Raw genomic sequence first — 21,254 nt, 5'->3', positions numbered from 1 at the left:
AGCTGTAAGGCTTCCTTTATAAATTTAATCTTTTTTTTTATCCTTAAACTTGTCGAGCAGTTTGCGTTTAAAATCTTCTTCGGCCCATTTAAGTTTCAGTATTTTTTTTGCGCCGATAATAGGCCTTAAGTCGGCTAACAATTTTTCGCGAAGCTGAAACAGCTCTTTATCAGCCGCCTGTAGCTTATCAAGGTGCGGTTGTGCCTCTTTATCGGTCATTTTGTCAAGGGCACCATCGCCCAGTTTCTTGTATATGGGGCGCATTTTATCGTGCCTTATCTGGTATACTTTATCCTCATAGGCATTGTAAACCGGCCAGAATTTCTCCGATTCGGCTGTGGTAAGGCTGAGTTCGGTGGTAAGGTACGATACCTTTAAGGCCTTGATCTGGTCTTTTTTATCCTCATGCCCCTGGCTAAACATACTTAAAGTAAAAAGTAAAAGTAACGGGAGTAATAACTTTATTTTCATGGTTTTAGTAAGTGTTGTAAATATCTTCCTGATTTAAATAATCTTCTACTGCTTCATCATTTAAGGTAATCGAAGCTTCAAGTTCCTGTATGTCCTGTGTGTCCAGATGGTCTATCATATCATACTGCGTTACATTGGTCTGGTACACAAGGTAGTTCTCTATGGCGGTGGTATCGGGCTGTGTTGCAGGTGCCGTATTGTTAACTAAAAAGTACCCGCCTGTAAACATAACTACAAACGCTGCCGCTGCCGAAAGCCATACTGGTTTCCTTTTATACAACGGTACCACTTTAACTTCAGGTTCAGGTAGTTGCTGCATCATCCTGTCGGTAAAGCTGTCAAAATAAGCATCGGGCGGACTGGTAAATCCCGTTGTTATTTTTTGTTCTTCGTTTAACTTAAAATCGTTCATAGCAGTAAGACTTAATTTATGGCAAAAGGTTTAATGGGTAGTTACGTAATCTTCAATTTTCTTAACAGCATGGTGGTACGATGCCTTTAGTGCCCCCACCGATGTGCCAAGAATTTCTGACATCTCTTCATATTTAATCTCTTCAAAATAACGCATCTTAAACACAAGTTGTTGTTTTTCAGGTAATGAAGCCACTGCTTGCTGAAGCTTTAGCTGTATGGCATCGCCTTCAAAATACTCATCGGCAACCAAATTCTGGACCGCTCTTTCGTTAACCTCCTCGTTGGTAATGCCTCCTTTTTTAGCTCTTTGACTTATAAGTGTAAGCGCCTCGTTAGTGGCAATGCGGTATATCCACGAAAAAAGCTTGCTCTCTCCCTTAAAATTTTTAAGGTTCTGAAATATCTTTATAAAGGTATTTTGCAGTACATCGTCAGTATCATCATGGTTAAGCACTATATTACGTATATGGCTGTACAGCGGCCTGTTGTAGCGCGCTACAAGCTGCCTGAACGCGTTATTTTGCGTTTTAGGGTTAAGCAGGGCTGCAATAAATTCCTTTTCGTCGTCCAAAGTTAATAACCATTTTTAAGTAAGACTAAAGTTAGCGCAAAAGGTTTAATACAGGGTGCATTTTATCTCTATCTTAGCATTAGCATGGCTTTTAGCATTAATTTTAGAACATCTTAACCACTTTAGCTTTTTACTTAAAAGGCTAAGTTGTATTTTTGAGGTTTAAACACAACTATGGTTAATACAGTTATTTTTGATATGGACGGCGTTATTGTAGATACAGAACCCGTGCACTACTTTGCCTACCACCAGCATTTTAAGCATCTAAATATAGATATACCCGATGAGATGTACCACACCTTTACGGGTTTTTCGACCAAAAATACCTACCAGAAAATTAAAGACCACTTTAATTTAGAGGAAGAGATTGAGGCATTGGTGCGTAGCAAGCGCGATTTTTTTAATGATGCCTTTGATATTAAAGAAGACCTGGAATTGCTGCCTGGTGTTTTAGATCTTATTAAAAACCTGCACACCAATGGTTTACAGTTGGTTTTGGCGTCATCTGCCAGTAACGAAACCATTGCGAGGGTGTTTAAACGCTTTAACCTGCACCAGTATTTTACGCATATTGTTAGCGGAGAAGACTTTCCGCAATCTAAACCCCACCCGGCCATTTTTTTAAAAGCAGCCGAACTTTCTGGCAATCCGGTAGAGCAATGTATTGTTATTGAGGATAGTACAAACGGAATTAAAGCCGCTAATGCTGCAGGTATTTACTGTGTTGCTTATAAAAGTGCCAATACCAAATTGCAGGAACTGTCTATAGCACAAATGATTATCGACGATTTTAGCGAGTTAAATGCAGATATAATACGTTCTATTAATTAGTTTTAAGTTTCAGGTTTCAAGTTTAGCGATGCCGAACATGAAACCTAAAACTTTTAAACTTTAAACAAATTTTTAATGATAAAAGCCGTAATTTTTGATATGGATGGGGTAGTGGTTGATACCGAACCTCTTAGCCATCGCGCCAATAAAAAGTTTTACGAATCGCTTAATATAGATGTGACAGACGATGTATACTCCACATTTATAGGTAATTCGGATAAAAATATAATTCAGAAAATAAAAGATATCTATAGCATTGATACTGATAGCGATGTGCTTGTAGAGCAGGGACTGACGTACTACTGCGATGCTTTTGATGCTGATGAAACTTTGGAATTAATGCCCGGTGTTAAAAACCTGATTATGGATTTGCATGCTAACGGCATGGTTATTTTATTGGCATCGTCATCATCTAAAATAAAGATAGAGAGGGTGTTTAACCGTTTTGGGCTTAACCCATATTTTAGTTATAAGATTAGCGGTCAGGATTTTGAATTCTCTAAACCACACCCGGCTATTTTTCTTGAAGCCGTAGCAAAATCAGGCTTTACAGCCGACGAATGCATTGTTATAGAAGACAGTACCAACGGCATTAAAGCCGCCAAAGCTGCCGGCGTGTATTGTATTGGCTATAAAAATGATGAACACTCGCTACAGGATACATCGTTGGCGGATACGGTTATTACCGATTTTAGCCAGCTGAGCTACGAGAAGATAAGGGATATTAAATAATAGTTTCAGGTTTAAAGTTAAAAGTTAAAAGTTTAAAGTTGAGCTACACTCAAATGTCATTAATGTCTGCTACTCAAAACTTTGAAGCAACTTTAAACCTGAAACTTTAAACTTTTTTAATGAAGAAAGCCGTGATTTTTGATATGGATGGGGTGTTGGTTGATACCGAACCTATTGGCTACAAGGCCAGTACTGCGATGTATAAATCGCTTAATATTACGGTGCCCGATGATGTGTATGCTACTTTTATAGGCAGTTCTGACAGGAACAATATGCAAAGGCTTAAAGAGCTATATAACCTTGAACATACGCGCGAGCAACTGCTGGACGAAAGGTACAAACACTATTATGAGGTGTTTGATAAGGCTGATGATCTGGAGCTTATGCCAGGCGCAAAAGCACTTATTGAAGATTTGCACAGCAATGGCATGAAGCTGATACTGGCATCATCTGCTACTAAGCGTAAAATAGGAAAGGTGTTTACCCGTTTTGGCCTGCACCACTATTTTGATGCAATTATAAGCGGCGAAGACTTTGAATATTCTAAGCCAAACCCTGCTATTTTTCTTGAAGCTGTAGCGAAATCAGGCTTTACAAAAGAAGAATGTGTTATTATAGAAGACAGCACCAACGGTATTAAAGCTGCAAAAGCTGCCGGTGTGTATTGTATTGGCTATAAAAACAATGGGCATTCTACACAAGATACATCTGAAGCTGATATAGTTATAACCAATTTTGCATCATTAAGTTATAGCAAAATAAGAGATATTATTTAGTTTTCAGTCGCAGTCTCAGTCTCAGTTGGCAGTACCAATTGGACTGGAAACTGTGACTGTGACTGAAAACTTTATAAAAGCCCTTCTTTATAAACCCTTAATGCCCTTTCGCGTGCTTCTTTGTGCTCAACCATAGGCTTATAATTCAGGTCCTGGAATTCAGGTACCCATTTGCGTATGTATTTCAGGTCTTTATCAAATTTTTTAGCTTGTTCGGTAGGGTTAAAAACCCTAAAGTAAGGTGCTGCATCTACACCGCTGCCCGCTGCCCATTGCCAGTTACCTACGTTGCTGGATTGCTCGTAATCCAATAGCTTCTCGGCAAAATAGGCTTCGCCCTTGCGCCAGTCTAATAGCAAGTGTTTGCATAAAAAACTGGCTACCACCATGCGTACACGGTTGTGCATATTGCCCGTAGCATTAAGTTGGCGCATGCCGGCATCTACCATAGGGTAGCCCGTTTTACCTTCGCACCAAGCCTTAAAATCATCATCGTTATAGCGCCATTTAATGTTGTCGTATTTGGGTCGGAATGCTTTAGTAACGGTATGGGGGTAATGCCATAGTATCTGCATAAAAAACTCCCGCCAAATCAACTCCTTAAAAAAGGTCTCGTTTTTACTTTGTATAGCTTTTGCAGCGATCTTGCGAATGCTTACCGCTCCAAATCTCAGGTAAGCGCTAAGGTGCGATGTACCGTCTATAGCCGGAAAGTTGCGCGTATCTTCGTAATTATCAATTAACGGGGCAGATATATCATAAGGCTCCGGATTAATATCCGATTCGGTAAAGCCAATATCCTTTAAGCCTAAAAAAGGGTAGGAGTGGGTAGCAAAATCTTCTGCTTTTATAGCCGGATGATGTTGAGTAAGATTGGCTTTATTAAAAAGTTCTTTCCAGCGTTTACTGTATGGAGTATAAACTACATAGGGAGTACCGTCGCCTTTTAAAACCTCGTCTTTTTCAAAAATAACCTGGTCTTTAAAGGTTTTAAAGGTAACATCATTTTCGGCCAGCATATTGTTTATAGCCGTATCGCGCTTACGGGCATACGGTTCATAATCGTGGTTAGTATATACGGCGGTAATGTCGTGGTCTTTCAGCAGCTTTTTAAATACAGCTTCGGGCTCATCGTAAAATACGGCAAGCGATCGGCTGTGTGCTCTAAATCCGGAGTTTACATCTTCTAAAAGCTTTGCTATAAAGGTAACACGAGCATCATCTTTAGGTAGCTCGTCTAATATATTCTTATCAAAAATAAAAATAGGTAACACCTTTTCTCCCGTTGCTATTGCGGCGGCAAGCCCTGTGTTGTCATCTAACCTAAGGTCGCGCCTAAACCAAAAAACTATCATGCAGGGTTAGGTTTAAATTCGCCAAACAGTTCAATCAGTTTCTTTTGCCTGTAGGCGAAGATCTCGTCCAGCTTTGGCTTTACCAAAAATGGGTGCACCAACCGGCCAAGAAAGCCCATGGGCACTTTATAATGCACAATATCTTCCATCTCCACACCGCCGTCAATTTCCTTTAAAAAGTGCTTGTGGTGCCAAAATGCATACGGCCCAAAACGTTGTTCGTCTACAAAAAAATGCTTGTCTACCAAATGGGTAATTTCGGTAACCCATTGCAATTTTAAACCAAACAATGGCGTTATGGTGTAAATAATTATCTGGCCGGCAAACATTTTACGGTCGTCTCCGGATAGGGTATTAAACCCCATCGAATCGGGCGTTATAACGGCAAGGTTTTTAGGGTCGCCCATAAAATCCCACGCTTGTTGCAGCGATATAGGCAGTTTTTGGAACTTACGTACAGTGTATATCATTTGTAGGAAAATAATTCGTGAAGTTACTAAATACCCGTCATACTTTACAGAAGCGGTTAAGTAATTTCGGATTTTTTTAACAAGCGTAAAGGGTTTAATTGTTAATTTCGCAGAAGCAAACTTTAATAAATAAAACAAACATGAAAAAGATATTTTTTACCGCAGCCTTAGTATTAGGCCTTATGGTAAATTCATCGGCACAAATTCAAACACCACAGGCCAGCCCCAAGGCTGTAATTGAGCAAACTGTAGGGCTTACAACTGTTAAAATAGACTATTCGCGCCCAAGCTCAAGAGGGAGGTCAGTTTACGGAGAGTTGGTTCCGTTTGGCAGGTTGTGGAGAACAGGTGCCAACGCAAACACAATTATTACATTTAGCGACGATGTTATTATTGGCGGCAAAACGGTAAAAGCAGGCCATTATGCGCTTTACACCCAACCAAAAGCAGATAGCTGGGATGTAATTATTTATGATGACACCAACAACTGGGGTTTACCTGAAAAGTGGGATGAGAAAAAAGAGGTAGTTAGAACATCGGTTAAGCCGGAATTTTTAACCCGCTCTGTAGAAACACTTACCATTGGCGTTAACGCCCTTGAGAACGATTATGGTTTTCTTGAAATTGCCTGGGAAAAAACAATGGTTGCCGTTAAAATAGAGGTACCTACCAAAGCTACTGCCCTTAAAAGCATAGAAGAGGCAATGTCTGGCCCAACAGCGGGTTCGTATTTTGCAGCAGCACAATACTACTACCAGTCTAATGCTGATTTAACCAAAGCGCTTAGCTGGATCAATTCTGCCATCGAAAAAACACCTAAAGGCGAAGAAACACCGTTTTACATCCTTAGGCAAAAATCGCTTATACAGGCTAAAATGGGCGACAAAAAAGGTGCTGTAGAAACGGCTAAATTATCGTTAGCCGGTGCAGAGAAAGCCAAAAATGCTGACTACGTTAAGATGAATAAAGACTCTATACAGGAGTGGAGCAAGAAATAGTCTAAACCTGTTTATAAATACAAAAGCTGCCTTACGGGCAGCTTTTTGTTTTGTATTGATTAGCTTTTAAACTTTTTCTGCTTTAGAAGAAGCGTTATTTAAAAATATTTGTATGATTGCAGATAATGTAATTGTAAGTACAGCACCAATAACATTGAGCCACAAGAAACTTACTATATCTATTTTCCAGATATAAACTACAGTTGCCTGACATATAAGTGCTCCCCAAAAAATGGCCTCAGCCCTTATGTATTTAATATAAAAGGCCACTAAAAAGATACCTAATACCGTACCGTAAAATATAGAGCCAATTATGTTTACTAACTGTATAAGGTTTTCGAACATAGTGCCAATACAGGCAAATAATATGGCTATGATGCCCCAAAACAGGGTAAATATCTTGGCCGCGTTTACAAAATGTTTTTCTGACTTTTCGCCTTTTACGTTACGCTTGTAAATGTCTATAGCCGTGGTAGATGCCAGTGCATTTAACCCCGATGCCGAAGACGACATTGCTGCCGAAATTATTACTGCCAATAGCAGGCCTATCATACCTTTAGGTAAAAAGTTAAGTATAAAGTACAAAAACACATAATCTTTATCGTTGGTTTCGGCACTTTTATCTACTTTGCTTATCAGGTCTTTAGCCTGGTCGCGCAGGTCTTTTTCGCGGGTATTAAGCGCTATCATGCGGTTGTGCAGTTCCTTATTATCGTAATCCTGATTTAGCTGGTTTACGTAAAGCATGCTTATTTCTTCTTTTTCAACAGCCAGTACTTCCAGTTTTTTCTCTAACTCATTATAATCGCTTTTGTATTGCGAGCTGTTAATTATCTGGGTGTTGTTCGGGTTAAAATGCAATGGAGCCGAGTGAAACTGGAAAAATACAAACACCATAACCCCTATAAGCAGTATAAAAAATTGCATGGGTACTTTTAAAAGGCCATTCATTATCAATCCCATCTGGCTTTCGCGGATAGATTTACCCGATAAGTAGCGCTGTACCTGGCTTTGGTCAGTTCCAAAATAGGATAGGAAAAGGAACAAACCACCGGCAAGACCACTCCAGATGGTATATCGTTTTTCTGGATCTAACGAGAATTCCAGTACATTAAGCTTATCATTAGCACCTGCAATGTGCAGGGCATTGTTAAAGCTAAGTTCATCGGGCAGGTAACTTAGTATTATAAAAAATGTAATTATCATACCACCCATAATAACAAACATTTGCTGCTTTTGGGTCACGTTTACGGCGCGCGTTCCGCCCGAAACCGTATAAATTATAACCATTATGCCTATTACAAGGTTCATAATGTTAAGGTTCCATCCCAAAAGCGAGGATAGTATAATGGCAGGTGCATATATGGTAAGGCCGGTGCCCAGACCGCGCTGAATCATAAATAAAATAGAAGCCAGTGTACGGGTTTTAACATCAAAACGCTGCTCTAAAAATTCGTAGGCAGTAAACACTTTAAGCCTGTGGTATATAGGTATAAAGGTTATACAAATAACCACCATTGCCAGCGGCATACCAAAGTAAAACTGCACGAAGCCCATACCGTCGTGGTAGGCCTGCCCGGGGGTAGACAGAAATGTAATGGCGCTGGCCTGTGTAGCCATAACCGATAGGCCCACCGTCCACCAGGGGGTTTCGTTGCTGCCCAGTATGTATTCTTCAACGTTTTTGCTGCCGCGTGTTTTTAGCGCGCCATAGGCAACAATAAAAATAAGCGTTACAGAAAGTATTATCCAGTCTATTAACTGCATGCTAAGAATATATTTGCATTAAAAAATAGAACAGCACTATGTATATAATGTTGAGCAGCAGCACCAGCGAGTAGCTTTTTTTCCATGTAGTTGGATTGTCTTTCATACGTGTTTGCTATATCTCTTTATAAGACTCTTAATTATTGTTTTTGTTACAGATTTGTTTTGTGTATCTGTTAATGTATTAATTCGGTTATTTGTGGCTTATTATTCTATAATTTGATAAACAAATCCTCAAATTAACTGATAAACTCGTTGCACTCTTTACTGTCCCACAGCTATCATATTCGCCATAAGCCTGTAAGCTCCGGAAACGCCTTCGGGCAGCTCCCTAAAAAAGCTTAGGCCGGTATAAATGTAATACCCTTTGCCGTATTTGGCTAACAACAGACCTCCTTTTTTATCATCTTCGCCCTTATCATGCGATGAGATGATCGGGGTAAATTCCTTGCTCCACTCATCGGCATAATGCAAACCTTGTTCCTGTACCCAACCTTTAAAGTCGTTCTCTGTTATTTTATTAGGATAATTTAAAACCTTATTGGTTGCGTCTAAAAACTTAATTTTTGCATCTTCCTCGGTTACACGCTCGCGCGAAATCCGTAACGGGTAAGGTGCAATATCTTTAACGGTAAGCGTGCCTGTAGTATTGTACTGCACTATCATGGTACCGCCGTTGTTTACGTAATCAAATAATAGCTGCTGTTTAAAAGCCAGCGGCTCCAGTACATTATAGGCACGTATACCCATTATAACAGCATCGTATTGAGTAAGGTTTTCTGCCGTAATAGCATCAGGAGTTAGCAGCGTAACCTCGTAACCCATTTGTTTAAGGCTTTCGGGTATATTATCGCCTGCACCCATTATATACGCAATTTTTTCGCCTTTGGTCTTTAGGTCTACCTTGCTGAATTTAGCCGTAGAGGGCAACAGAACGTTTTGAGCATCGATGTGTGGGTAGGCTATTATGGTTTGCTCACGGTCAAAATCTTCGCCGTTAATAGTGGCTATGCTTTTGCCGGTAACTTCAGAGGGTGTATCGGGCGGACTCACCTCAAAACTTACAATGGTCTCGCTGCCTTTGGTTTTTAAATCGAATGGGATGGTAGCCGGGCTAACCTGCCAGCCCTGTGGCAACTCAAAACGAAGATTGCCCTTGGCATTGTCTTTACCTGCTTTTATTTTAATGCTGATTGTTTGCGATTTACTGTTGGTAAACAGTTGCACTTTATTTAGTATCCGGGTGGTTACAGCGGGAATAATGTCCAATGGCTGATATACCTCGCCACGAACCGGGTCGTTAAATTTGTAAACAATCAATCGTTCAAACGGAATTGCTACTCCGCCAAAATCTACCGTAAAGGCAATGGCCATTTCTCGAATAATATCGGCTTTGCCAATTTTTTGCAGGTCGTTTACGGTGTACATTCCCGCCGATCCTTTCTCTGTAAGCCAGTACGGCGAGGTGTAAGCCAGTGTTTTTGGTAGCTGCACATCTATAGTCGTACCCTGACCTACATTGTTTTCTAACTGTAGGTTTTGTGCAATAGTTGTATTGTCCGGTATAACCGAAAGCGACTTTAGCGTCATGGGCACGGTGCAGCGGTTAATGGCTTCCCATTTAACTTTAAGGGTGCTGCCCGGTGTAACCGATTGCTGTTCGGCCACGGCCTCAAGATACAGCCCGGCACAGGTTGCAATAACTTCTTTTATCTCTTTAAGCTTCTGGTTTTTCCAGTAACCATTATCTAACTTATTTATTTGCGAATACACTTTTACTAATGCAGGAACTGATGCCGAAGGATTTTTAAAATCGAAATTTTTAAGGATAACAGCAATGGCATCACCAATGGGTTTGCCACCTTTAACGCGGTTCCAGCTTGTGTCTATGCCTTCAAACAGGTTTTGTTTGTTGTTAAGCTTTTCTCCTTTAATAAGTTCCAGGTATTCCATATCATCACCACGTTCGCCGGTAGAGCCAAACCCCTGAGATTTGTGCCTGCTGCGGCTAAGTGCTGCAATTTCCTGGTTCGATTTGCCTAAAAGCGGGTAATACGTGCCTGTTTGCAGGTTAATGTATTTGGATTTATCTGCTTTTTCAAATTTGTCTCTGCCTCCAAAAAACCACCACGATACGTTAAAGAAAACGCGTTTTGGCTGCCATGCCGAATTGAATTTAAGCTGTTCCGGCTCGTAATCAGGGCTAATGGCAAGGTCGTAAGCTTCCTGCGTTAGCATGGCCGATGATGTATGGTGGCCGTGGGTAGTGCCGGGAGAGCGGTGGTCGAAACGGGTAATAACAACATCGGGCTGAAACTGCCTGATTACCCAAACCATATCCTGTAGTACTTCTTTTTTATTCCAGATCTGCAGGGTTTCATCGGGCATTTTAGAAAATCCAAAATCGTTAGCACGGCTAAAAAACTGTTCGCCGCCATCTATACGTCGCGCCTCTATAAGTTCCTGCGTACGGATAACACCCAACAGTTCCCTTAATTCAAGGCCAATAAGGTTCTGTCCGCCATCGCCACGTGTAAGCGAAAGATAGCCCGTACGCGCCATTGTATTGTTGGCAAGATGCGAGATAAGGCGGTTGTTTTCATCGTCGGGATGGGCCGCTATGTACAACACCGACCCTAAAAAGTTAAGTTTTTCGAGCTTATGGTAAATCTCTGCCGATGTTGGCTTTTCGGGCTGTGCCTGGCAAAGGGTATAGCAGCAAAGTAAGAGGTATATAAATGTTTTTTGCATTGTAATTGGGGAGTGTTTACAGCACTTTAATCGTAAAATTCTTTGTCTTCCTGTTTTATAGGTACTATGCTTACGCCTTTTTGCAGCAGCAGGCTGTTGGGGTAGGTAATAAGTTCGCCTTCGCGGGTACGCAAAAGAGTATGGAATGCTTTAATATCTTCAATCTGAGCTTCTATAGGAAAATCTTTATCGTGCACCCTGATAACATCGCCAATGCGGAAAGGGAATGTAAAAAACAATATAATGCCCGATGTTATGTTGCTTAAAATAGACCACTGGGCAAAAAAAGCAACACCAATAATGGTTAGGGCAGTGCCTATAAACGTAAAAATATCTTCGGATTTTGAACCCCATACCGCTATCATAGCCACACAAAAAAGCGCGAACATTAAAAAGTCAATGTACTTGGAAATAAGATTGGTACGGTGCTCTGATAAATGCGATGCTTTAGCATAGCGCTTAGTAAGCTTGGTGATAATAAAGTTAAGAATTACAAACACAACCAGTACAATACCGGTGCGCCATAACTCTTTAGAATATTCAAAATTTTCCATTGAAAATGCTTTACGCGAATTTACTCAAATACTGGTACACTTTGTCTACCGGCATGCCTACCACATTGGCATACGACCCATCTATACGGGCAATGGCAACAAGGCCAATCCACTCCTGTATACCGTACGATCCGGCTTTGTCAAAAGGTTTGTAGTTATCAAGATAGTACTTTATTTCTTCGTCAGACAACGTATTAAACGTTACCCTTGTAGTTTCGTTAAATACATCGGCTTTGCCGGCATTTTTTATACATACCGATGTTATAACCTCGTGCGTTTTACCCGAAAGTTTTTGCAGCATGGCAAAGGCATCATCATAATCTGTCGGCTTGCCAAGTGCCTTATTTTCGTGCCACACAATAGTATCGCTGGTTATCGCAATCTCGTTATCGGTAAGGCTGTCTTCTAAGGCATCGGCTTTAAGCTTTGCCAGGAAATCGGTAATTTCTGCTCCCTGTAAATTAGGCGGATAGATCTCGGCCACATCTTTAAGGCGAATTTCGAAATCTACATCAAGCTCGCGTAAAAACTGTTGCCTGCGCGGCGATCCTGATGCTAATATTAGCCGGTAGTTTTTTAGTTTATCCTTTAACATTGTAATTGATATTGAAGGTTATAACAGCAACAGAAACTGCTGTAAAAAATAAAACGATCTTTAATACGGTTTCCAGGTGCCTGAATTCTTTTGCAGTGGCGGCGCCCCATAATTTTATAATAAAATATACGAGTGGACCAAGTATAAACAACAGCCCGAAGCCCAATGCATAAACTAACTCTATAATATAGGTTTGCCCATAGTACAGTAGCATTGCCACCGGAACCAATGTTAGCCCAAGAATAATTTTAATGGTTCTTGCCCTGCCAATTGTTATAGGCAATGTGGTTACGCCATTGTTATAATCAGCGTCGTTATTAGCCAGGTCGTTTACAAAAGTAAGTATCAGGCTTATAATAAAGATAAAGATGGCATAGTCTAACAGCAACTCGAACAATAACTTAACCAGCCTGTAGTTATCATCGCTAATAATAGGGTACAGGTTAAAAACGCCAATAGCTACTATAGGCAGTGTCATTATAATAGCAATAACAATATTGCTTATTGCAACAGTGGCTTTAAGGCTCGTGGCGTAGATGTACAGCAATGCTGCACCAATTATAAAAATACCTGTAAATAAAGGTTTGCCAACGTGGCTGGCAATATAGTAGCCAAGGCCCACGCCAATTAGCGTTAACGCTGCATAGATATTATAGCCTTTAGCCTCGGTTATGGTTGGATGCTCGTCTTTACCAAAGCCAAATACATTGTTGATAAAAAAGCCGCCCGCAGCAATGCAAACGCAGGCAAACACTAAAGCTGCATAATGGAAATGGTCTAACGCTGGTAAAAAACTGCCCTGACGGTCTAATAAGCCGTATTTAAAAATAAACATGGCAACGGCCAGCAATAGTAAATTAGGTAAGCCTGTTAGTTTAAGTACTTTCATTTTAAAATGAATCGTTTATCTTGTTTGATTATTGTTTATTGTAAATCGTCTGTTAGTCGTAGCGTGCATTAAAGTGCTCCATCCATTTACCCTGCACCTTCATAACCTGCTCTATAACATCGCGTACGCTACCCGTACCACCGTTTTTATGCGATATGTATTTGCTTATTTCCTTAATTTCCGGTGCTGCATCCTGTGGGCAGGTAGGCAGGCCAACCAGTTGCATAACATGATAGTCCGGAATATCATCGCCCATATACAATACCTGCTGGGGATTAATGTTGTAAATATCTATAAATTCGTCAAAAGTTTCAACCTTATTAGGTACACCCAAATAAATATCGGTAATGCCGAGGTTTCTAAGGCGTATGCGAACGCCCTCGTTTAATCCACCAGATATAATGCACACGGTATAGCCGTTTTCTACAGCGGCTTTCATGGCATAACCATCGCGAATGTTCATGTTACGAAGCATTTCGCCATTAGGGGCAATGTGTATCGTTCCGTCGGTAAGTACGCCATCCACATCAAAAATAAATGTGGTAATATCGTTCATCAGCTCTTTATAGCTCTTGCTCATTGGTTTGTTGTATCGATTGTGTTAATAACTTATATATAGCCTTTTGGTTTTCATCGGTAAGAAAATCCAGGTGCTTTTGTATTGTTTTCCGGTCGTTTCTAACGGCGGGGCCTGTCTGTGCCTTTACCGGCGATAACGACTTAATTTTACCGGCTGTTTCTTCAATAAGCGGATTTAATATGCCAAACGGTATATTATTTTGTTGGCAAATCTGGCTGCTTAACGCATACATGTGATTGCTAAAATTACTGGCAAATACCGCAGCCACATGCAACGATTGCCTTTGCTCTGAACTTATCCTGTAAACACTGTTAGATAAGGCTTTCGCCAGAAGTTCTAAAACAGCATAATTCTCCTCAAACTCGCTTTCTAAACAAAGCGGAACGGTTGTAAAATCTACCGTCTTATTTTTAGAGAAGGTTTGTAGTGGATAAAACACCCCACGGCGGTTTTTATTGTCTATCTGCCCCAAATCCATACTGCCCGATGTATGTACTACCAGTTTACCTTTAAACGGTAGTTGCGATGATACATCAGTAATGGCATCATCTTTAACCGCTATTATGTAAACATCAGCTTCGGCAAGGTTGTTTAAGGAGTTGGTTATTTTTTCGGGTGGGAGCAAGGTAGCCAACTGATCCGGATGGCGTGCAAATGCCTGCACCAGTTGTGCTTGCGCTATAGTGCCAAACGCCTTTATAAGGTGTTGCGCCACATTGCCGGAACCTATAATAACTACTTGTAACATGGCTGCTAAATTATAAAAATAAAACGGGAGTTTTTAGCCGCTTGCCCTACGAATTTAGGGCAGGGCTATTTCTAAATACAAAGGGCGGCCTTTTACAGCCGCCCTTACACTATTATTCTTTAATCCAGGAGTTATCCTGGCTGTTAATATCCGGTAAAAAACGCCCCGGATCTATATCAATAGCTTTAAGAGCTTTATCGGTTTTTAAGAGGTAATCCCACTCGTTGCCGCGCTGCCAAACTTCTACCGGAAGGGTTTTAATTTCGCTGCTGTTATCATCATATACCACTTTAAACACTACAGGAGCAGGCATATCGCCTTTGTTGGTAAACGTTATAATTGCCGAGCCTTTACTCTCGGTAACTTTGCTAATTCCTACATCTATATTGGCATTGCCCATAAACCAGCCTTTCCAGAACCAGTTAAGGTTTTCTCCGGCGCCGTTATCCATAGCATTAAAAAAGTCAGATGGCTGCGGGTGCTTGTACGACCAGTTTTTAATGTAAGCCTTAAAAGCATAATCAAAACGCTCGTGGCCAAGTATGTATTCGCGCAGCATAATAAGGCCTGTAGCAGGCTTATAATAAGCGGTGTAAGCAAGGTTCATAGGGCGGGCAACATCGGGGTAAGTAGCAATACTTTCCCTGTATTTAGATTTAAACCATGCCACCCTGTTACGGCTTTTTGCAATATCGCTTTTGTACTCGCCGTTATTAAATTTAACGGTGCTGTAGTAGTTTATAAAGGTGTTAAAGCCCTCATCCATCCATGCATAGCGGCGCTCGTTAGAGCCTACTATCATCGGGAACCAGTTATGGCCAAATTCATGGTCGGTAACATCCCAAAGGTCGGCGCCCACGCTGTTGCCGCTGCAAAAAGACATACCCGGGTATTCCATACCACCGGCATTACTGGCAACGTTAACGGCATTAGGGTAAGGATATTCAAACCACATGTTAGAGTAGTTTTCAATAGATCCCTTAGTATACTCAGTTGAACGTCCCCAGGCATCTTTACCATCGCTATCTGACGTATAAACCGACTGTGCCATAGCTTTTTTACCGCTTGGCAGGTTTATTCTTGCGGCATCCCAAATAAAATTTTTGGCGGTTGCAAAAGCCACATCTCGGGTGTTGGTCATTTTAAAATGCCATGTAACCTTGCCACTTTGTACCGGCCTTGTAATAGTAGTATTGCCAGCTTCGGCAGGAGTAATAAGGTATACTGTTTTATCGCTGTTTTTAGCCTGTTCCCAACGTTTAAGCTGGTCTTTAGTAAGTACCTCTTTAGCATTAACCAATTCGCCAGAACCTACCACTATGTGGTTATAAGGCACGGTAACTTTATAATCGAAATTGCCATACTCAACATAAAATTCGCCTGCCCCAAGGTAGGGTTCGGTATTCCAGCCCACCACATCGTCAAACACTGCCACACGCGGGTACCACTGTGCCATAGAGTAGGTTGTACCTTTATCTGTAGGCAGCTGGCCCATACGGTCCATACCAGACTGCGGAATTTTAAATTCAAAATTCATGCTTATTGTAGCAATACCGCCCTTGCCTTTTAAGGGCTTATCTAAAAGCACCTGCATGCGGGTATCGTTAATAATAAACTTACTTACATCGCTACCTGTAACTTTAAGGTTGGTAATTGCTATGCCGCCATCGGTATCGCCGCTGTAGCGGTTGCCCTGTATTGGGGTAGTTAGCGTACCGCGCGAAGTCTCGGTAAAACGGTTTTGCTCAACATACATCCAAATGTAATTAAGGTCTTCGGGGCTGTTGTTGTGGTAGGTAAGGGTAAGCTTACCTTTTAGTATGTTGGTTTTGTCATCAAGCTCTGCTTCAATAACATAATCAGCTCCGTTTTGCCAGTACTGCGGGCCGGGAACCCCTGATGCCGACCTGTATTCGTTACCTCTGCGGTACATTACATCGTCAAATTTAGACTGGTTGGTAGGCTGTGCCTCCTGCGCAAAAGCGGTTAGCCCGGTAAGGCTTAATAGCAATAATAATTTGGGTATTCTCATTAATTAATTATATTACGAATTAGTAAGGCATTTAATAATTTTATTTATCTTCTCTGTCTGATCGGCTGACAATGTATATTCTTTAGTAAACTTTTTTACGTTACCATTTTCAGTATCAGTATATTCTATAGATACTTTTTTAATCTTTTTTGTTTTTAAAATTTCAAGTTCTTTATCGGTACCTACCTGTTCGCCTAAAAAGCAAGAAAAATTGCCGTTACAATTAAGATCTCCCATATGTTTAACAGCAAGTTTTGTACCATCTGTAAACTCAATGCTCATTGGAGCATTTTTGCTAACACAAAAAATTTCGCGTTCTATTCTTCCCAAATTTAATATCAAAGCTCCTGTGCCTTTAACTATATTTATGGTAATGCCGGTTTTACCTGCATCTGAGGATACACTGATAACTTCTTTAGCCGAGGACATTACTTTACCACCTGCATAGGTTTTAGTTTCGGTTAAAGTATTGCAGTCGCCATCGGCATAAGCCCAGGTTCCGTTACTATTTAAAAGTACTTTCTTTCCTTCTTTAGTAGTTGCTTCAGTTTGAGAATAGCCAGAAATTGATACTGCAAACAATGCAGTACACAACAAAATTTTTTTCATGTTTAGTTTAATTATAGTCACAAATATAAAATACTTTATAAATAAAAAGCATTTATAAGTTAATTTACCTGCATTATAATTGATATATGTTTAGTTATTAACCCAATTGATTAATTATAATTCTATTTTTATATACATGTTTAGGGTGCAAATGCTATTAGCCCTTTAAATTTAGCCTATAAAAACTATATTAAAACTTAAGTTTTAAGTACTTTTGCAGGAATTTAATTGAACTTTTCCGTATACCCATGGATAAAATAATTTCCTTCTTTTCCTCTACACGTTTAATGGCCGTTCTTTTTCTTTTATTTGCCCTGGCTATGGGCGTTGGCACATTTATAGAAGACGCTTATAATACCGAAACTGCCCGTGTTTACATTTACAATGCTAAATGGTTTGAGACCATAATGATACTATTTGTTTTCAACTTTTTTGGCAATATAAAGCGTTACCAGCTTAACAAAAAAGAAAAATGGGCCACGCTTTTATTACACCTTTCTTTTATACTGATTATTGCCGGAGCTTTTGTTACCCGCTACATTAGTTTTGAGGGTATGATGCCCATTAGGGAAGGCGAGGCGCAAACCCATTTTTACAGCGACAAACCGTATTTAACCGTTTTTATTGATGGTGAATACCAGGGCGAAGTGCGCCGCCGTACTTTCGAAAAACAATTGTTGCTGTCATCGGCAACAATGCCAATTCTTGCCAGTAACGATTTTAGCATCTCTGATAAATTTAGCGATATTCCGTTTGAAATTGAATATAAAGATTTTAAGCTTGGAGCTAAAGAGGTTATAAAAGAAGACCCCAACGGTGTGCAATACATTAAAATGGTAGAGCAAAGCGGTGGGCAACGCCACGACCATTATTTAAAAGAAGGCGAAGTACAAAGCATAAACAATTTACTATTTGCCTTTAATAAACCTACCGATGGTGCTATTAACGTTGTTAAAACAGGCGACACTTATACTATTACCACCCCGTTTGAAGGTACCTTTATGCGAATGGCCGATAAGATGCAGGGTGGCGTTGTTAAAGATGCTCCACAGCCGCTAATGTTCCGTTCGTTGTATAACCTGCAGGGTGCCATGTTTGTTTTTCCTGAGCGTGCTATTAAAGGTAAGGTAGCTTACGAGGGTAGCAAAGACTTTAAAACTAAAGAAGATGCTGCACTTACGGTTACCGTAAAATCTGAAGGTTTAGAAAAAGAAGTAACCTTGTTGGGCGGATGGCAAAAAATGGGCGTACCGGTATCGTTTAAACAGGGTAAACTGGAATACACAATTATGTACGGCAGCAAAACGTATGAGTTGCCTTTTGCAATTAGGCTTAACGATTTTATTGCCGAGAAATATCCGGGTACAGAATCAAGTTACGCCTCTTTTGAAAGTAAAGTTACTGTAGAAGATAAAGAAGAAAAAAACACTATAAATACCCGCATTTACATGAACCATGTGTTAGATTACAGGGGTTACCGCTTTTTTCAGTCGGGGTTTGACCCGGATGAAAAGGGCACCAAACTATCTGTAAACCACGATTTTTGGGGTACATGGATATCGTACAGCGGATATTTTTTACTATACTTTGGATTAATGGCAATTTTGTTTGATAAGAATACCCGTTTTGGCGACCTAAAAGTAAAACTTGATAAGATTAAAGCAAAGAAAGCTTCGCTTACAGCCGTTTTGCTATTGATGTTTAGCCTGAGTGGTTTTTCTCAAACCGATGGCCACCAACACCATGACCACGAACACGATCATGACCATGAGGCAGCTACAGAGCACAACTATGTTCGCCAAAAACCTACCCAAAAACAACTGGATAGCGTTATTCAGGCCTTTAAAGTTAGTCCGGAGCATGCAGCTAAATTTAGCCGTATTGTAATTCAGGATTTTGGAGGAAGGATGAAACCTGTTAACACCTTTGCATCAGAATTGCTTAGAAAAGTAAGTAAGAGCGATGTGTATGGCGATATGAATGCCGATCAGACTTTCTTATCTATGGCCATGCTGGGCGAAATTTGGTATGATGTGCCCATTATTGCCTTAGAGAGAGGTAACGACAGCATACGTAAAATTGCCGGCTTAGAGAAAGGCGTTAAGTTTGCCGCCATGTCAGACTTTTTTGATAACGTGGGTAACTACAAATTGGGGCATTTGCTGGAAGATGCTTATAGAGAAAAAGTGCCTAACAAGTTCCAAACCGATTTTATAAACCTTGATAAACGCATTAACCTGCTTAACTGGGCCATATCCGGACAAATACTAAAAGTACTGCCTATACCTAATGACGAAGGCAACAAATGGGTTTCTTTCCCTGAGGCTGCTGAGGGCAATTACAAAGGGCTTGATACCATAAGAAACATTGTTCCGTATTATTTTGGTGCACTTAGCAAGGCTACACACACGAAAGACTATAACACGGCAGATAGTATTTTAGAAGGTTTATCTAAATATCAGCAAAAAGCCGGGGCAGCAGTTATGCCAAGCCAGGATAAGATAGATGCAGAGTTGTTGTACAATAAATACGACATCTTTAAAAAGCTATATTCTTGGTACTTATATGCCGGTTTATTAATGTTCTTATTTACCATAATAAAAATATTTAAAGAAAATAAAGGTATTACGCTAACGGTTAAGTTTTTTCACGGTGTTGTATTCCTGCTGTTTATACTGCACACCTTAGGGCTCGCAACCCGATGGTATATATCAGGCCATGCTCCGTGGAGTAATGCTTACGAGTCGGTAATTTACGTTGCATGGGCTACGATGTTCTTTGGTTTGGCTTTTGGCCGAAAATCAGAACTTACCGTTGCATCTACAGCCTTTGTAGTATTTATGGTACTAATGGTTGCACACTGGAGCTGGACCGATGCCGAAATAGCCAACCTTGTACCGGTGCTAAATTCGTATTGGCTAATGATTCACGTTGCGGTAATTGTGGGTTGCTACGGGCCGTTTACATTGGGTATGATATTGGGGTTGGTGTCGTTAATACTAATGCTGTTTACCAATAAAAATAATAAAGTAAAGCTTGATCTTAATATTAAAGAACTTACTTATATTAACGAGATGGCGCTTACCGTGGGTCTTGTAATGCTTTCTATAGGTAACTTTTTAGGTGGCCAGTGGGCTAATGAAAGCTGGGGCCGCTATTGGGGCTGGGACCCTAAAGAAACATGGGCACTGGTAAGTATTATGGTGTATGCGTTTGTTATACACATGCGTTTTGTACCGGCTTTACGTGGCACCTGGATTTTCAATTTCTTTAGTGTATTGGCGTTTGCCGCTATATTAATGACGTATTTTGGTGTTAACTTTTACCTAACCGGTTTGCACTCGTATGCGAGCGGAGAGGTACGCACGCCAATGTATTTCTTTTACATGGCAATTGGTGTAGCTATATTGGGTGTCTTTTCCAACATACAGTATCGCAAGCATTTTAAAAAACAAGCACTGCCTTCTAAAAAGTAATTTGTATATTTATATTAAAATAACACAATGAAAAAATTAGCATTATTAGCCTGTGGGCTGCTGTTTATGGTTAGCTGCCAGCAAAAAAAGCAGGAGCTAACTATGGCATCTAATATAGAAACTACCAATAACATGGCTAAAGAAACAATATACCAGTTTAAAGTAAAAGACCTTTATGGCGAGCAGTTTGACTTTGCATCGCTTAAGGGTAAAAAAGTGATTGTGGTTAACACAGCATCTAAATGCGGATTGACACCTCAATACAAAGACCTTGAGGCACTTTACAAAGAGTATAAAGATAAAGGCCTGGTAATTGTTGGCTTTCCTGCAAACAACTTTGCAGAGCAAGAGCCGGGCACTAACGAGGAGATTGCTACATTTTGCCAGCAAAACTATGGTGTATCTTTCCCTATGATGGATAAGGTATCGGTTAAAGGGGCAGATATGTCGCCTGTTTATAAATTCCTTACCCAGAAAAGTAAAAATGGCTTAGAGGATAGCGAAGTGCAATGGAATTTCCAGAAGTACCTTATTAACGAGAAAGGCGAACTTGTAAAGGTTATATCGCCAAAAACTTTGGTTACAGATCCGGAGGTTATTAACTGGGTTAAATCGTAAATTAAAATAATAACTAC

General features: G+C 40.3%; 20 protein-coding genes. 6 read left to right on the top strand and 14 right to left on the bottom strand.

Annotated features, from left to right (window positions below; translation table 11 throughout):
- Positions 1-24 precede the first annotated feature (24 nt).
- From G509_RS0114870 to G509_RS0114860, 3 genes are read right to left on the bottom strand one after another with little or no spacing between them, the layout of a single operon-like run.
- Positions 25-471, bottom strand: a complete 447-nt coding sequence (locus G509_RS0114870; protein WP_026992265.1) for a hypothetical protein — start codon at positions 469-471, stop codon at positions 25-27.
- Between the two features lie 4 nt (positions 472-475).
- Complete coding sequence (locus G509_RS0114865; protein WP_026992264.1) at positions 476-883, bottom strand: hypothetical protein; 408 nt, start codon at positions 881-883, stop codon at positions 476-478.
- Positions 884-913: 30 nt separating this feature from the next.
- The gene (locus tag G509_RS0114860; protein ID WP_026992263.1) at positions 914-1,456 is read right to left on the bottom strand and encodes an RNA polymerase sigma factor; all 543 of its coding nucleotides are present in this window, start codon (positions 1,454-1,456) and stop codon (positions 914-916) included.
- A gap of 174 nt (positions 1,457-1,630) precedes the next feature.
- Here G509_RS0114860 and G509_RS0114855 point away from each other — a divergent pair, with 174 nt between their 5' ends.
- From G509_RS0114855 to G509_RS0114845, 3 genes are all read left to right on the top strand, one after another.
- Complete coding sequence (locus G509_RS0114855) at positions 1,631-2,287, top strand: HAD family hydrolase (protein WP_026992262.1); 657 nt, start codon at positions 1,631-1,633, stop codon at positions 2,285-2,287.
- 75 nt (positions 2,288-2,362) lie between these two features.
- Positions 2,363-3,019 carry an HAD family hydrolase gene (locus tag G509_RS0114850; RefSeq protein ID WP_026992261.1) on the top strand — a complete coding sequence of 219 codons (657 nt, stop codon included), beginning with the start codon at positions 2,363-2,365 and terminating at the stop codon, positions 3,017-3,019.
- 119 nt (positions 3,020-3,138) lie between these two features.
- Positions 3,139-3,795: an HAD family hydrolase gene (locus G509_RS0114845; protein WP_026992260.1), complete on the top strand. Its 657-nt coding sequence runs from the start codon at positions 3,139-3,141 to the stop codon at positions 3,793-3,795.
- 71 nt (positions 3,796-3,866) lie between these two features.
- Here G509_RS0114845 and G509_RS0114840 read toward each other — a convergent pair whose 3' ends face one another.
- On the bottom strand, positions 3,867-5,150 hold the full coding sequence (locus G509_RS0114840) for a cryptochrome/photolyase family protein (RefSeq protein WP_026992259.1): 1,284 nt from the start codon (positions 5,148-5,150) through the stop codon (positions 3,867-3,869).
- Positions 5,147-5,620, bottom strand: coding sequence for an SRPBCC family protein (locus G509_RS0114835; protein ID WP_026992258.1), 474 nt, complete (start codon positions 5,618-5,620; stop codon positions 5,147-5,149). Before G509_RS0114835 ends, G509_RS0114840 begins: the two co-directional genes overlap by 4 nt.
- Before the next feature lie 140 nt (positions 5,621-5,760).
- Between G509_RS0114835 and G509_RS0114830 the strand changes: the two genes are divergently transcribed.
- Complete coding sequence (locus G509_RS0114830) at positions 5,761-6,618, top strand: DUF2911 domain-containing protein (protein ID WP_026992257.1); 858 nt, start codon at positions 5,761-5,763, stop codon at positions 6,616-6,618.
- A gap of 66 nt (positions 6,619-6,684) precedes the next feature.
- On the opposite strand, the gene G509_RS0114825 is transcribed toward G509_RS0114830, so the two are convergent.
- From G509_RS0114825 to G509_RS0114785, 9 genes are all read right to left on the bottom strand, one after another.
- Positions 6,685-8,385: a sodium:solute symporter family protein gene (locus G509_RS0114825; RefSeq protein ID WP_026992256.1), complete on the bottom strand. Its 1,701-nt coding sequence runs from the start codon at positions 8,383-8,385 to the stop codon at positions 6,685-6,687.
- Between the two features lie 264 nt (positions 8,386-8,649).
- Positions 8,650-11,136, bottom strand: coding sequence for a PIG-L family deacetylase (locus tag G509_RS0114820; RefSeq protein ID WP_026992255.1), 2,487 nt, complete (start codon positions 11,134-11,136; stop codon positions 8,650-8,652).
- A 26-nt stretch (positions 11,137-11,162) separates the two neighbouring features.
- Positions 11,163-11,690, bottom strand: a complete 528-nt coding sequence (locus G509_RS0114815; RefSeq protein ID WP_026992254.1) for a mechanosensitive ion channel domain-containing protein — start codon at positions 11,688-11,690, stop codon at positions 11,163-11,165.
- A 10-nt stretch (positions 11,691-11,700) separates the two neighbouring features.
- Positions 11,701-12,285, bottom strand: a complete 585-nt coding sequence (locus G509_RS0114810; protein ID WP_026992581.1) for a Maf-like protein — start codon at positions 12,283-12,285, stop codon at positions 11,701-11,703.
- Entirely contained in the window at positions 12,272-13,174 is a 903-nt protein-coding gene (locus tag G509_RS23150) for a UbiA family prenyltransferase (protein ID WP_026992253.1), read from the bottom strand. Before G509_RS23150 ends, G509_RS0114810 begins: the two co-directional genes overlap by 14 nt.
- 52 nt (positions 13,175-13,226) lie before the next feature.
- On the bottom strand, positions 13,227-13,754 hold the full coding sequence (locus G509_RS0114800) for a KdsC family phosphatase (RefSeq protein WP_026992252.1): 528 nt from the start codon (positions 13,752-13,754) through the stop codon (positions 13,227-13,229).
- Positions 13,738-14,502 carry a Rossmann-like and DUF2520 domain-containing protein gene (locus G509_RS0114795; RefSeq protein WP_026992251.1) on the bottom strand — a complete coding sequence of 255 codons (765 nt, stop codon included), beginning with the start codon at positions 14,500-14,502 and terminating at the stop codon, positions 13,738-13,740. The genes G509_RS0114800 and G509_RS0114795 overlap by 17 nt, the downstream gene beginning before the upstream one ends.
- A 112-nt stretch (positions 14,503-14,614) precedes the next feature.
- Positions 14,615-16,534 (bottom strand): M1 family metallopeptidase, encoded by a 1,920-nt coding sequence (locus G509_RS0114790; protein WP_026992250.1) that lies wholly within the window; start codon positions 16,532-16,534, stop codon positions 14,615-14,617.
- Positions 16,535-16,546: 12 nt separating this feature from the next.
- Complete coding sequence (locus G509_RS0114785) at positions 16,547-17,143, bottom strand: hypothetical protein (protein WP_026992249.1); 597 nt, start codon at positions 17,141-17,143, stop codon at positions 16,547-16,549.
- Between the two features lie 248 nt (positions 17,144-17,391).
- On the opposite strand from G509_RS0114785, the gene G509_RS0114780 reads away from it, so the two are divergent.
- Both G509_RS0114780 and G509_RS0114775 read left to right on the top strand, forming a co-directional pair.
- Complete coding sequence (locus tag G509_RS0114780; protein ID WP_026992248.1) at positions 17,392-20,619, top strand: cytochrome c biogenesis protein; 3,228 nt, start codon at positions 17,392-17,394, stop codon at positions 20,617-20,619.
- A 27-nt stretch (positions 20,620-20,646) separates the two neighbouring features.
- Positions 20,647-21,237 carry a glutathione peroxidase gene (locus G509_RS0114775; RefSeq protein WP_026992247.1) on the top strand — a complete coding sequence of 197 codons (591 nt, stop codon included), beginning with the start codon at positions 20,647-20,649 and terminating at the stop codon, positions 21,235-21,237.
- Positions 21,238-21,254 lie beyond the last annotated feature (17 nt).

The sequence above is a fragment of the Flavobacterium subsaxonicum WB 4.1-42 = DSM 21790 genome (assembly GCF_000422725.1).
GTDB lineage: Bacteria > Bacteroidota > Bacteroidia > Flavobacteriales > Flavobacteriaceae > Flavobacterium > Flavobacterium subsaxonicum.
This window is presented reverse-complemented; position numbering and strand designations above follow the sequence as displayed.